The following is a 14,843-nucleotide window of genomic DNA, read 5'->3' on the forward strand; positions in this document are numbered from 1 at the left end:
TTATAATAATCCGATTGAACAAGGAGATGGGGGAGGAGCTATAATGGATATTCTAAAAAAAATTGAACAGCATCGAGAAGCAGAAGAACGCTTACAATGGGAAGGTACGTTTGCGGAGTATTTGGAGCTTGTGAAGGAAAGACCATGGGTGGCTCAAACAGCACACTCTCGCATTTACAATATGATAAAAGATGCTGGAATTGAAGAAGTAGATGGTAGAAGAAAGTATAACTTCTTTAGTAATCAGTTATTTGGTTTAGAGGATGCTTTAGAACGTCTTGTAGAGGAATATTTTCATCCGTCTGCAAAACGATTAGATGTTAGAAAACGTATTTTATTATTAATGGGTCCTGTTAGTGGAGGGAAATCAACATTAGTTACGATGTTGAAACGAGGATTAGAAACATATTCAAGAACAGATCGAGGAGCAATTTTTGCAATTAAAGGATGCCCAATGCACGAAGATCCGCTTCATTTAATTCCGCACCATTTACGGGATGATTTCTTTGATGAGTATGGAGTTAGAATTGAAGGTAATTTATCGCCTCTCAACGTGATGCGTCTAGAACAAGAGTATGGTTCAAGAATTGAGGATGTCGTTGTAGAGCGTATTTTCTTCTCGGAAGATCGTCGTACAGGGATTGGTACATTTAGCCCATCTGATCCTAAATCACAAGATATTGCGGATTTAACAGGTAGTCTGGACTTTTCAACTATCGCAGAATATGGTTCAGAATCAGATCCACGAGCATATCGTTTCGATGGAGAATTAAATAAGGCAAACCGTGGGATGATGGAATTCCAAGAGATGTTAAAATGCGACGAGAAGTTTTTATGGCATTTATTATCGCTTACGCAAGAAGGGAATTTCAAAGCGGGAAGATTTGCGCTTATTTCAGCAGATGAATTAATTGTAGCGCATACGAATGAAACGGAGTATCGTTCTTTCATAGCAAACAAGAAAAATGAAGCATTACACTCAAGAATTATTGTAATGCCTGTCCCATACAATTTACGAGTGAGTGAAGAAGAACATATTTATGAAAAAATGATTCGTGAAAGTGATGTATCCAATGTTCACATTGCACCACACACACTTCGCGTTGCAGCAATGTTTACTATTTTAACTCGTTTAAAAGATCCGAAGCGTCCAGATATTGATTTAATTAAAAAGATGCGTTTATATGATGGAGAAACGGTAGAAGGTTATAATGCGATTGATGTAGAGGAGCTACAACGTGAATATCAAGATGAAGGCATGAGCGGTATTGACCCTCGTTATGTGATTAACCGAATTTCTTCTACAATTATTCGAAAAGAGGTACCATCTATTAACGCATTAGATGTACTTAGATCGCTAAAAGACGGGTTGGATCAGCATCCGTCAATTAGTAATGAAGATCGAGAGCGTTATATGAATTTCATCTCATTAGCAAGAAAAGAATATGATGAAATTGCGAAGAAAGAAGTACAAAAAGCATTTGTGTATTCATATGAAGAATCGGCGAAGACACTTATGGATAATTACTTAGATAACGTTGAAGCATATTGCAATAAATCAAAATTACGTGACCCATTAACAGGTGAGGAAATGAGTCCAGATGAAAAGCTAATGCGCTCAATTGAGGAGCAAATTGGAATTTCAGAAAATGCTAAGAAAGCATTCCGTGAAGAAATTTTAATTCGCATCTCTGCTTATGCGCGTAAAGGAAAACGCTTTGATTATAACTCACATGAGCGCCTTCGCGAAGCGATTCAGAAAAAACTATTTGCTGATTTAAAAGATATAGTGAAAATTACAACATCAACGAAAACACCAGACGAAAATCAGCTTAAGAAAATTAATGATGTTGTTGCACGCTTAATTGATGAGCATGGCTATAATTCTTCATCTGCGAATGAATTATTACGCTATGTAGGTAGCCTGCTAAACCGATAGTTTGATAACAAAACGCTGTCTCTTGTATTTTGCGGGACAGCGTTTTATTATCCATTCATATGTGTAAAGTGTCATACCTTGTCCAAATATAATAAATTAAGATGCAATTTTATGAATTTATTGTCAATTATTTTTACAATATGCATATGATAGAGTAACCAACCATTCATACGAAAAAAGCCAACACAATACAATATGTTGCAAAGTGTAAATGTGTGCAACTATGCATTGTGTTTCTTTCTTATCAAAGGCTGAATGATTCTTTTCTAGTATGTGAGTGGCAAAATTTTGTTTAGGATGCTCGGAGTATTATATGAAAAACGTTATATATGTTTATGGGATGATTTTCGATGGGCAGTTACTTTTCATTCTAGCTGGCACAGTATAAAACAAAATTTCTAGATTGCTGTTCATATAGGAAGACAATTACAGTAAGGAGGGAAAGAAATGGGTGAAGAAAACCAACCAAATTATACGATTTCACAGGAAAACTGGTCCCTCCATCGCAAAGGATATGACGACCAACAACGCCATCAAGAGAAAGTACAAGAGGCAATTAAAAATAATTTACCCGATCTTGTAACAGAAGAAAGCATTGTTATGTCTAATGGTAAGGATGTTGTAAAAATACCGATTCGCTCTTTAGATGAATATAAGATTAGGTACAATTATGATAAAAACAAACATGTTGGGCAAGGAAATGGTGATAGCAAAGTTGGTGATGTCGTTGCGAGAGATGGATCAGGTGGTCAAAAGCAAAAAGGACCAGGAAAAGGGCAAGGAGCAGGGGATGCGGCTGGAGAAGATTATTATGAAGCTGAAGTTTCTATTTTAGAATTAGAGCAAGCATTTTTCAAAGAATTAGAATTACCTAATTTAAAGAGAAAAGAAATGGACGAAAACCGAATTGAACATGTTGAATTTAATGATATTAGAAAAACAGGATTATGGGGCAACATCGATAAGAAAAGAACGATGATATCCGCATATAAACGAAATGCGATGCGTGGTAAAGCATCTTTCCATCCAATTCATCAAGAAGATTTAAAGTTCCGCACTTGGAATGAAGTATTAAAGCCAGATTCAAAGGCTGTTGTATTAGCGATGATGGATACGAGTGGATCGATGGGAATATGGGAGAAATATATGGCACGGAGCTTCTTTTTCTGGATGACGAGATTTCTACGCACAAAGTATGAAACAGTAGATATTGAATTTATTGCCCATCATACGGAGGCAAAAGTAGTTCCAGAGGAAGAGTTTTTCTCAAAAGGAGAAAGTGGCGGAACAATTTGTTCTTCTGTATACAAAAAAGCACTCGAGCTAATTGATAATAAATATTCACCAGACCGCTATAATATTTATCCATTCCATTTTTCAGACGGTGATAATTTAACATCAGATAATGCTAGATGTGTAAAGCTTGTTGAAGAGTTGATGAAGAAGTGTAATATGTTTGGGTATGGGGAAGTGAATCAGTACAACCGCCATAGTACACTTATGTCAGCCTATAAGAATATTAAAGATGAGAATTTCAGATATTATATTTTAAAGCAAAAAGCAGATGTATTCCATGCGATGAAGAGCTTTTTTAGAGAAGAATCAGGAGAGAAAATGGCATAGCCCCTTTCAAAAAAGGGGTTATTTTTTTGTAAACTTTTTATTTTTTTAGTTGACAATGATAATGAAAATCATTATCATTTATTCGAGATATGGTTACATTTATATTTTGGAGGAGATGTAAAGTTGAAAAGAAATAAAAGAAAACATATAAATGCAATGGTTATAGCGGCGGCGTTATCACTTCCGTTTGCTGTTTATTCAACACCTGCTTTAGCGGCAGTGGCAATTGAGGCGAATAAAACTGGACATGTTTTAGAAGATGGTACATATGACGCTGTTATTAAGGCGTATAAAGATAAAACGAATGAAGAATCTATGGCAGCTGTGTATATAAAAAATCCGAAATTAACAATTGAGAATGGAAAGAAAATTGTAACGGCAACGTTAAGTGATAGTGATTTCTTCCAATATCTAAAAACAGAAGATATTCATACTCCTGGTGTGTTTCATGATGTGAAAGTAATATCAGAAGATAAAAAGAAAAATGGAACGAAAGTGATTCAGTTTGAAGTAGGAGAATTGGGGAAAAGGTATAATATGCAAATGCATATTTATATTCCGACAATGGCCTATGATAATAAGTACCAAGTACAATTTGAAGTAAATACATTGAATTTAGATAAAGATGTTCCAGAAGAACAAAAGGAAAATAAGGAGGATAAAGTAGATCAGCAAGATGAGAATGTAATAGTAGATAAGCAACTACAAAGGCATATTAATAAATATAACTTGAATAGAGAGAATCTAAATACGCCAATAACTAAGGAAGATTTATTAAAAGTTAAATCTTTAATAGTCGTTGAAGCTAAAAGTAAAGGAATAAAAGACGTAAGCGGTCTAGAATATATGACGAACTTAGAAAACTTAACGTTGGAAGAAGTTAAGTTGAAAAATATAAAATTTATCTCGGACTTGAGACAATTAAAATCAGTAAGTATAACCTATGGTGAACTTGAAGATATTGGACCTTTGGCTGAGTTAGAGCATATTGAGTTTTTAACTTTGAGAAACAATAAAATCTCAGATTTAAGCCCATTAAGCCAAATGAAGAAGATTAAAATGCTAGATTTGAATAGTAATGATATAAAAGATATAAAACCATTATTTACAGTGAAATCTTTAAGGACTTTGACTATAGCAAATAATCAAATTAGTAATGCAGGTCTTGAAGGAGTTCACCAATTAAAGAATTTAAAGACATTTGAAATAAGCAATAATGGATTGAGTAATGTTGAACATATTAATGGAATGAATAAATTAATTGAATTAGGGCTTTCAAAAAATGAATTAGTAGATCTTACGCCACTATCAAAATTACCAAGGTTACAGAAACTAAATTTAGAAGAAAACTATATTTCAGATATAACGCCACTTAGTCAATTAACAGGTTTATATGATTTAAAGCTAGGTTCAAATGAAATTCGTGATGTTAGACCGGTTCAAGAGCTAGGAAAAAGAATGTATATTGATATTCAAAGACAAAAAATCTTTTTAGATGATGTAGAAAAAGATAAGGAAGTTAAAATACCTATCTATAATTTACAAGGAGAGCCAATTGATACTATTCAATTGAATAGTGAAGATGGAATAGTTAATAATGCTTCTGTTAAATGGGGTACTACCGGTGAAAAAACATATGAATTTATGTTGGATATAAAGCCAGAAGAGAATCGTATTAAGTTTAATGGAACAGTAATTCAAAATGTTGTTGAAAGGTTAGATGAAAGAAAGGAAACAATTAAAGAGGATAATGAACAAAAGGGAAATGTGATTCTAGATAAAACTTTACAACAACATATTAATAAAGAGAATTTAGGTAGAGAGAATGTAAACGCTCCTATCACAAAAGAAGATTTATTACAGATTAAAAAATTAGAGATACTTAAAGAAAAAGGAAGTGAGATAAAAGATATAACAGGTTTAGAGTACATGACGAACTTAGAAAAACTCACTTTAGAAGGAGTAGGTTTGAAGAATATCGAATTTATCTCGAACTTAGAAAAGTTGAACGATGTGAATGTATCTCATAATCAAATTGAAGATATAACACCACTATCTTCATTAAAAAATCTACAGTGGTTAAATCTTGCGGACAATCATATTAAAGATGTATCGGTTCTTGGTTCCATGCTAGATTTACTTAGCTTAAAATTATCTGGAAATGAGATTCGTGATGTAAGGCCGTTAATACAATTAGGTCAGTGGTTTTCAATTGATGTGGGAAGACAAAAAATCGTTTTAAGTGAAGCGAAAGTAAATGAAGAAATTCAAGTTCCTGTATATGATTTAGAAGGAGAAAGTATTGAGAATATTACGCTAACAAGTGAGGGTGGAACGTTTAATAATGGAGTAATGAAATGGAGTACTCCAGGTGAAAAGGTATATAAATTTGATTTAGATTCGGATGAAATTAGCATAAGGTTTAACGGAACAGTTATACAGAATATAGTAGAAAAAGAAGAAGTGAAAGAACCGGTAAAAGAAGTTGAAGAAACAAAAGAAGAAGTGAAAGAACCGGTAAAAGAAGTTGAAGAAACAAAAGAAGAAGTGAAAGAACCGGTAAAAGAAGTTGAAGAAACAAAAGAAGAAGTAAAAGAGCCAACAAAAGAAGTTGAAGAAGCGAAAGAACCAAAGAAAGAAGTAAAAGAATCAGCGACAGGGTTGGATCAAGAGCCAAAAGGGAATAATCAAGTTGTTGCAAACGAGGGAAGAAAAGCAGACACTTTAAATAAACAACATACTAATAAGCCAGAGGAAGGCAAGAAATCTTTACCATCAACAGGCGGTGAAGCTAGCACATCGACTTTACTTTCTGGAATAACACTTGTTCTTTCCGCACTAAGTATGTTCGTATTTAGAAAGAGATTATTTAAGAAGTAAATAACGTTTAATCTCATTATTATATATAATTAATTTTTTCTTTTTTGAGAAGACATTATCATGGCAGTTTCATTAGAAACATACATATGATGATGTCTTTTTTTATGAGAGAAGGATATTACTGGAGATTGTCTAAGTGTATTAGAAAAGGAGGGGAAGTTATGCATATTAATTCTATTTCAAAGATCGAAGAAGCTGCAGTATTTATTTCGATGATGAATAAAGATAGTACTCAGCATGTTGGTTATTGCGGGGAAAATCATGAAGAAATATTGGACGCTATTCTTCATGGTTTTTCTGATATAGGGTGGGAGAAGTCTTTTGTCGTTTCTTATAATGATAATAATGAAATTGTAGGTGTATTAGGGTTTGATATAGATGAGGTAAGCGAAAGTGCGGAGATTTGGGGGCCTTTTATTATAGCTTCGAATTGGGGAGAGATTGCTTTAAGTATGTGGGAGAAACTTATCGAGAAGATTCCACTTCATATTCAAAAGTTTCATGGATTTTATCAAGTGAAAAATAATAATAGCATCGACTTTATGAAATATTTACAAGCTAAAAAACAAGAGAAACATAGCGTTTTAATTTTAAAGAAAAGTAATGTGGAGCAATGTGCAATGAATCAAATAGAGGAAGCATCTCAACAAGTATTTGAGCAGTTTATTGCTTTACACAATAATGTTTTTCCTAATACATATTATGACGGAAATGAAATTATCGGACGTTTAAGTGATATGAATAAATTATTTGTAAGTATGAAGAATGATAAGTTAGAAGGTTACGTATATGTTGAAGTAAATCCGGAGTTTCAAGAAGCGAATATCGAATTTATTGCAACTGCTGAAAATAGTAGAAGAAAAGGTGTCGGAGAGCGGTTATTACAAGCTGCTATTCAGTATATTTTCTCGTCCCAAGGGATGAAAGAGATAGAACTATGTTTGAATACGAATAATGATCGTGCGATGGAGTTGTACAAGAAAGTAGGGTTTGAGGAGAAGGCATGTTTACAACACTATATAATAGAGTAAAAACCCATTCGTATGAAGATTATATTTCATACGAATGGGTTTTATTTCATTTACTTTGCCGCCCTCGGTAATAACAGATTCAGGACTAATTTGAGGGCCGAATTCTTCTTGTATAAGAGGTGCCAATCGTTACATAACCTTTTTTATTTTTTTCGGAACTTCTTTCGTTTGCAAATTAACGTCTTCTTTTCGTAGCTCTTTAAAGAGTGAAGTAATCATAAGGACGACTACGATAGAAAATGGTAGTGCTGCGATGATCGCTGCAATTTGCAGCGCATTTAATCCTCCAGCTTGTAATAAAATAGCTGCGATGATCGCGATTGTTAATCCCCATATAAGTTTTAAACTATTTTTTGGTGATAAGCTTCCGTTACTCGTTTGCATAGAAACGACAAATGTTGCTGAGTCAGCAGAAGTAACGAAAAATGTGGCTACTAAAATTAACCCGATAATTGTTAAAAATGTAGAGAACGGTAGATGTGAAATAACAGCAAATAATCCAATCTCTGTCCCGTTTTTTGCGATTTCATCAGCTATTCCAAGCGATTGGAACATTTCCATATGGATAGCGGTACCGCCAAATACTGCAAACCAAAATGTACAGATAAGAGTTGGGACTAATACAACTCCAATAATAAATTCTTTTATTGTGCGCCCTTTAGAAATACGAGCGATGAATGTACCGACGAATGGAGACCAAGAGATCCACCATCCCCAATAGAAAATAGTCCAGTTTTCTATCCAAGAAGAAGATTTTTCATTAAATGCTCCTAAATTTAATCCCATACTAGGTAAAGCTCCAATATAAGAACCGAGTGTAGATGTGAAATATTTCATAATAAATACAGTTGGTCCTAAAAGTAAAAAGGAGACGAGTAATATACCTGCAAGAGAGAAATTTAAGTTACTCAAATATTTAATCCCACGATCTAAGCCTGTTTGTGCACTTGTTAAATATAAAACAGCGAAGATGGCGATAAGTATGAGCTGTGTAAGTAAAGTGTTATGAATAGAAGGGAATAAATAGCTTAATCCTCCGGCGATTTGTTGAGCACCAATCCCAACAGATGGCACAATACCGAATACAGTGGCTAAAACAGCTAAAATATCAACTGTTTTTCCGATAGGAGAATTTTTCGATCGATTAAATAATGGAGTAACTGTAGCCCCAATTGTGCTACCTTTTTGTTTGCGGAATGTGAAATATGCAATTGTTAAAGCAACCATTGCGTATAGTGACCATGGAAAGAGACCCCAGTGGAAAAATGAATATTGCATAGCGAGCTTGGCGCTTTCCTCTGTACCTGCTTTTCCTGTTAGTGGATCTGTAAAATGTGAAATCGGTTCAGCGATTCCATAAAAGAGGAGTCCAATTCCCATTCCTGCCCCAAATAACATGGATAGCCAAGATGGATAACTATACTTTGGTTTTTCACCATCTTTACCAAGACGAATAGAACCGTACTTAGAAAATGCTAAATAAGCGGCTAAAATAATCATTGCGGTCATAAGTAGAGAGTAAAACCATCCAAATTTATTAAGGATAAATGAATTTAAGGAAGATGTAACGCTTTGTAAATCATAGCCTTGTATCCAACTTGCCGGGGTAATTCCCCATATGATGAATAATGTTGTTAGCAAGATGGAGATATAAAATACACTGTTTTCTTTTTTTATCATAGAATCCCACCCTTGTTTAATAAAGTTAACAATTATATTAATCATAACAATTAAAGAAATAATTGTCAAAAAATTCTCTTTTTATTACGTGAAAGGATTCGGATTACTTTCGGGAGAAAAAAGGGAATTTGTTCACGATATGTACAAAATGTAGGAAGAAATAATATGAAATATTGCATTTTATATTGTTGTATCTAGATTTTATGTTAAATTCGTGAATGGAATATTTGAATAGGGGGCAAGGATATGAACAAGAAATCAAAAATTAATAAAGTAATGCTTAGCATTAGTACAATGGCTCTATCGCTGGGGGCAATTCAAACTCATGCATCAGCAGAAGAAAAGGTGCCATATAATGTATTGCATTCGAAACCAGTTGGAATTGAAAAACCAGTAGATGAGATTGGACACGTTTCTAAAGCGGAGGAAACATTATCGTTTGAAGAACGGTTAAAAGTAGGAGATTTTTCACAGCGACCAGCATCTATTCCGAACAAAGCGGCAGTAAAGCAAGTTAAAGAAAGCTATTCAATGGCTGATTTAAACAAAATGAATAATCAAGAATTAGTTGAAATGTTAGGCAGTATTAAGTGGTATCAAATTACAGACTTATTCCAGTTTAATGAAGATGCAAAGGCCTTTTATAAAGATAAAGGGAAAATGCAAGTCGTTATAGATGAATTAGCTCATCGAGGTAGTACGTTTACGAGAGATGATTCAAAAGGAATTCAAACATTTACGGAAGTGTTACGTTCAGCTTTTTATCTAGCATTTTATAATAACGAATTAAGTGAATTAAATGAAAGAAGCTTCCAGGATAAATGTTTACCTGCTTTAAAAGCAATTGCGAATAACCCAAACTTTAAGCTAGGTACAGATGAGCAAGATACAGTCGTATCTGCATACGGAAAATTGATTAGTAACGCTTCAAGTGATGTTGAAACGATTCAATACGCAGCTAATATTTTAAAACAATATAATGATAATCTTCATACGTATGTAGGCGATCGTATGAAAGGACAAGCTGTATACGATATTATGCAAGGGATTGACTATGATATACAGTCTTACTTAATTGAGGCTCGTAAAGAAGCGAATGAAACGATGTGGTATGGAAAAGTAGATGGGTTTATTAATGAAATAAATCGTATTGCTCTTCTAAATGAAGTAACACCAGAAAATAAGTGGCTCGTTAATAATGGAATTTACTTTGCTAGTCGTTTAGGGAAGTTTCATAGCAATCCAAATAAAGGATTAGAAGTTGTGACACAGGCAATGCATATGTATCCACGTTTAAGTGAACCGTATTTTGTCGCAGTAGAACAAATTACAACAAATTATAACGGAAAAGATTATAGCGGGAATACAGTAGATTTAGAGAAAATACGTAAAGAAGGAAAAGAGCAGTACTTACCAAAAACGTATACATTTGATGATGGATCTATCGTATTTAAAACAGGAGATAAAGTATCGGAAGAAAAAATTAAGAGACTATACTGGGCTGCAAAGGAAGTAAAAGCGCAGTATCATCGTGTAATTGGGAATGATAAAGCGTTAGAGCCGGGCAATGCAGATGATATATTAACGATCGTAATTTATAACAGTCCAGAAGAGTACCAATTAAATAGACAACTGTATGGATATGAAACGAACAACGGTGGAATTTATATTGAAGAAACAGGAACATTCTTTACATATGAACGTACGCCAGAACAAAGTATTTATAGTTTAGAAGAATTATTCCGCCATGAGTTTACCCATTATCTTCAAGGGAGATATGAAGTGCCAGGTTTATTCGGAAGAGGAGATATGTATCAAAATGAAAGGCTAACTTGGTTCCAAGAAGGAAATGCAGAGTTTTTCGCAGGATCTACTCGTACGAATAACGTTGTACCAAGAAAGAGTATAATTAGCGGATTATCATCTGATCCTGCAAGCCGTTATACAGCAGAGCGTACACTATTTGCTAAATACGGTTCTTGGGATTTCTATAATTACTCGTTCGCATTGCAGTCTTACTTATATACGCATCAGTTTGAAACATTTGATAAAATTCAAGATTTGATTCGTGCGAATGACGTGAAAAATTATGATGCATATCGTGAAAATCTAAGTAAAGATCCTAAGTTAAATAAAGAGTATCAAGAGTATATGCAGCAGTTAATTGATAATCAAGATAAATATAATGTACCGGAAGTAGCAGATGATTATTTAGCTGAACATGCACCGAAATCGTTAACTGAAGTGAAAAAAGAAATTAGTGATACGTTGCCTATGAAAGATACAAAAATGACAAAACATAATTCTCAATTCTTTAATACATTTACATTAGAAGGTACGTATACAGGTAGTGTCACAAAAGGTGAATCAGAAGATTGGAAAGCAATGAGTAAAAGAGTAAATGAATCTTTAGAACAATTGGCGCAAAAAGAATGGAGTGGCTACAAAACTGTTACAGCATACTTCGTCAATTATCGTGTGAATAGTTCAAATGAATTTGAATATGATGTAGTCTTCCATGGAATCGCAAAAGATGATGGAGAAAATAAAGCTCCAACGGTTAATATAAATGGCCCTTATAGCGGTCTTGTAAAAGAGGGAATTCAATTTAAAAGTGATGGCTCAAACGATGAAGATGGAAAAATTGTTTCTTATTTATGGGAATTTGGAGATGGAAGCACAAGTGCAGAAGTGAATCCAGTACATGTATATGAAAGAGAAGGTTCTTATAAAGTATCGTTAAGAGTAAAAGATGATAAAGGCAAAGAGAGCAGAAGCGAAACAACTGTTACGATTAAAGATGGAAGTTTAACAGAATCAGAACCAAATAATCGTCTAGAAGAAGCAAATCGTATCGGGCTAAATAGTACGATAAAAGGCAGTCTTATTGGCGGGGACCACACTGATGTTTATACATTTAATGTAGCATCAGCGAAAGATATCGACATTTCTGTTTTAAATGAGTATGGAATTGGGATGACATGGGTACTTCACCATGAATCAGATATGCAAAATTATGCAGCTTACGGTCAAGCCAATGGGAATCATATAGAAGCGAAATTTAATGCAAAACCAGGCAAGTATTACTTGTATGTATATAAATATGATAATGGTGATGGAACGTACAAATTATCAGTAAAATAAGTGTCTTTCCAATGTATGTTTAACTTTACTTTTTGTGGAAAATAGTATATTATATAGATATATAATATATCGGTTATTTTCTAGGAGGAGCCTGTCACAATGGGTTTCTCCTGTTCTTTTTTAGAGGCCTGTACTGCAGGCTTTTCTTTAAAGGTTAAATAACTGAAAATTAAGAACAATAATCTTTGGAAGAGGTGGGGCATACACATAACAAAAAAGGGATTGTTTAAGAGAGGGGGATAAGAAATGGTTTTGTTTGGTTATCCACTTGAGACAATTTATTTATATGGATTTATTATTGCTACTATACTCACTGTGATTTATATCTTTTTTGGGGATATATTTGAATCCATATTTAGTTTTGGAGGCGGATCGGTATCCGTTGTTACTTTATTACTTAGTTTTTTCGCCATGTTATGTGGACTTAGTTATATAGGAGAATATTTATTTTCCTTTAATAGTATTCTTATTTTCGTGGCTGCATTTGCTATATCCTTTATTGGTGTATTCATAATGAAAATATTAATTTTAAAGCCGATTGCAGAGGCTGAACAAAATACTGTGCAACGTATGGATGAATTCATTGGTTGCAAGGGAGAAGTCATTACGACAATTCCTACAGAAGGATTTGGTGAAGTATTAATATCCTCCCAATTTGGAAGTAATGCAATTCCAGCTAAAACAATTGGGAAAAAAGATATTTCACAAGGAACTGAAGTTATTATTGAGGGAGTCCAAGATGGTGTTTTGCTTGTACAAAACATCGCTTATTCTTTAAAAAAACCAAAATTATAAGGGGGAATTCACATGACGATTCCATTAATTATTGGTGGAGTTTTACTCGCAATTTTAATTCTACTCATTTTAGTATTCATTACGAAGTATCGAACAGTTGGACCAGATGAAGCGTTAATTGTTACAGGGAACTGGCTTGGTGGTGGGAAAAATGTAGTTACCACTGATGATGGAAAGAAGATTAAGATTATTCGCGGTGGCGGTACATTCGTAGTGCCAATCATGCAAAGAGCAGAACCTTTAAGCTTACTAAATTACAAGTTAGAAGTGGGCACACGCGATACGTATACGAAGCAAGGTGTTCCAGTTACAGTAAATGGTGTTTCTATTATTAAAGTAGGTTCTACAATTGAAGAAGTATCGACAGCAGCTGAGCAATATTTAGGAAAAGAAACAGAAGAGTTAAAAGTAGAAGCGAAAGAAGTTTTAGAAGGTCATTTACGTGCGATTTTATCTTCTATGACAGTAGAAGATGCGTATAGTAATAGAGAGCAATTTGCGCAAAAAGTGCATGAAGTAGCTTCTACAGATTTAAAGAAAATGGGTCTTCGCATCGTTTCCTTTACAATTAAAGAAATCATGGATAAGAACGGTTACTTAGATGCACTTGGTCAGCCACAAATTGCGACGGTTAAGCGTGATGCAACAATTGCAAATGCAGAGCGTGAAAAGGAAGCTCGTATTGAAAAAGCTCGTGCTGAGAAAGAAGCGAAAGAAGCTGAATACCAACGTGATGCCCAAATCGCTGAGGCTGAAAAACATAAAGAATTAAAAGTACAATCTTATAAGAGAGAGCAAGAACAAGCTCGTGCAGATGCGGATCTTTCTTACGAATTACAACAAGCGAAAGCGCAACAAGGTGTTACAGAAGAGCAAATGCGTGTTAAAATCATTGAGCGTGAGAAACAAATTGAATTAGAAGAAAAAGAGATTGCGCGTCGTGAAAAGCAATACGATGCAGAAGTAAAGAAAAAAGCAGATGCAGATCGCTATGCTGTTGAGCAATCAGCGGAAGCAGAAAAAGTAAAACAAATGAAAAAGGCAGATGCGGATCAATATAAGATTGAGGCTGAAGCGAGAGCGCGTGCGGAAGAAGTACGTGTGGAAGGTTTAGCGAAGGCGGAAATCGAAAAAGCGCAAGGTCAAGCTAAAGCGGAAGTACAAAAAGCACAAGGTACGGCGGAAGCAGATGTTATTAGGTTAAAAGGTTTAGCAGAAGCAGAAGCGAAACAAAAAATTGCAGAGGCATTTGAGTTATATGGCCAAGCGGCAATTATGGATATGGTACTTAAAATGCTTCCAAGTTATGCGAAGGAAGTTGCAAGCCCACTTAGTAACATTGATAAAATTACAGTTGTTGATACAGGCGGCGGTGGTAAAAATAGCGGCGCCGGAAAAGTTGCAGGTTATGCGACTGATTTAATGGCAACGATGCAAGAAACATTAAAAGCTTCTTCTGGCATTGATTTAAAAGAGTTATTAGAAGGATTTGCTGGAAAAGGAGCGGTTCAACAATTATCAAACGATAAACCTATTGTATCTGTAGTAGAAGATGAGAAAAAAGAAGTAGAAAAAGAAAAAGATAAAGAATAGTATAGTGGGTGGAACCTCTAGTAAGTGAGATACTAGAGGTTCTTCTGTGAATTGTTCGAATAATTTACATTTTAATATATTGTTTTAATTATTTAATTTATATAGAATGAAAAAGGTATGTATTAATTCTTTAATAGAAAAAGAGATAAAGAGTTGAT

The 14,843-nt window shown here is 34.2% G+C and carries 8 protein-coding genes; 7 read left to right on the forward strand and 1 reads right to left on the reverse strand.

Annotated features, from left to right (window positions below):
• Window positions 1-43: 43 nt before the first annotated feature.
• The 4 genes from ACTFRN_RS17090 (at window position 44) to ACTFRN_RS17105 (ending at window position 7,473) form a co-directional block, all read left to right on the forward strand.
• A complete protein-coding gene (locus ACTFRN_RS17090) occupies window positions 44-1,939 on the forward strand; it encodes a PrkA family serine protein kinase (protein WP_000353283.1) in 1,896 nt (631 codons plus the stop codon).
• A 447-nt stretch (window positions 1,940-2,386) separates the two neighbouring features.
• Window positions 2,387-3,562 carry a sporulation protein YhbH gene (yhbH, locus tag ACTFRN_RS17095; protein WP_000503513.1) on the forward strand — a complete coding sequence of 392 codons (1,176 nt, stop codon included), beginning with the start codon at window positions 2,387-2,389 and terminating at the stop codon, window positions 3,560-3,562.
• A 123-nt stretch (window positions 3,563-3,685) separates the two neighbouring features.
• Window positions 3,686-6,442: a leucine-rich repeat domain-containing protein gene (locus tag ACTFRN_RS17100; RefSeq protein WP_088106328.1), complete on the forward strand. Its 2,757-nt coding sequence runs from the start codon at window positions 3,686-3,688 to the stop codon at window positions 6,440-6,442.
• 161 nt (window positions 6,443-6,603) lie between these two features.
• Entirely contained in the window at window positions 6,604-7,473 is an 870-nt protein-coding gene (locus tag ACTFRN_RS17105; RefSeq protein ID WP_049111091.1) for a GNAT family N-acetyltransferase, read from the forward strand.
• A gap of 129 nt (window positions 7,474-7,602) precedes the next feature.
• Here the strand turns inward: ACTFRN_RS17105 and opuD are convergent, their stop codons facing one another.
• On the reverse strand, window positions 7,603-9,153 hold the full coding sequence (opuD, locus tag ACTFRN_RS17110) for a glycine betaine transporter OpuD (protein ID WP_070805164.1): 1,551 nt from the start codon (window positions 9,151-9,153) through the stop codon (window positions 7,603-7,605).
• Window positions 9,154-9,399: 246 nt separating this feature from the next.
• Here opuD and colA point away from each other — a divergent pair, with 246 nt between their 5' ends.
• The 3 genes from colA to ACTFRN_RS17125 all read left to right on the forward strand — a co-directional run bounded on the left by colA (window position 9,400) and on the right by ACTFRN_RS17125 (window position 14,685).
• Window positions 9,400-12,297 (forward strand): collagenase ColA, encoded by a 2,898-nt coding sequence (gene colA / locus ACTFRN_RS17115; RefSeq protein WP_088106329.1) that lies wholly within the window; start codon window positions 9,400-9,402, stop codon window positions 12,295-12,297.
• A 246-nt stretch (window positions 12,298-12,543) separates the two neighbouring features.
• The gene (locus tag ACTFRN_RS17120) at window positions 12,544-13,092 is read left to right on the forward strand and encodes an NfeD family protein (protein WP_000242441.1); all 549 of its coding nucleotides are present in this window, start codon (window positions 12,544-12,546) and stop codon (window positions 13,090-13,092) included.
• Between the two features lie 12 nt (window positions 13,093-13,104).
• Window positions 13,105-14,685 carry a flotillin family protein gene (locus ACTFRN_RS17125; protein WP_000155025.1) on the forward strand — a complete coding sequence of 527 codons (1,581 nt, stop codon included), beginning with the start codon at window positions 13,105-13,107 and terminating at the stop codon, window positions 14,683-14,685.
• The last annotated feature ends 158 nt before the right edge of the window (window positions 14,686-14,843 follow it).

Origin of the sequence: Bacillus cereus group sp. MYBK245-2, from assembly GCF_051916145.1 — a bacterium.
Taxonomy (GTDB): domain Bacteria; phylum Bacillota; class Bacilli; order Bacillales; family Bacillaceae_G; genus Bacillus_A; species Bacillus_A pacificus.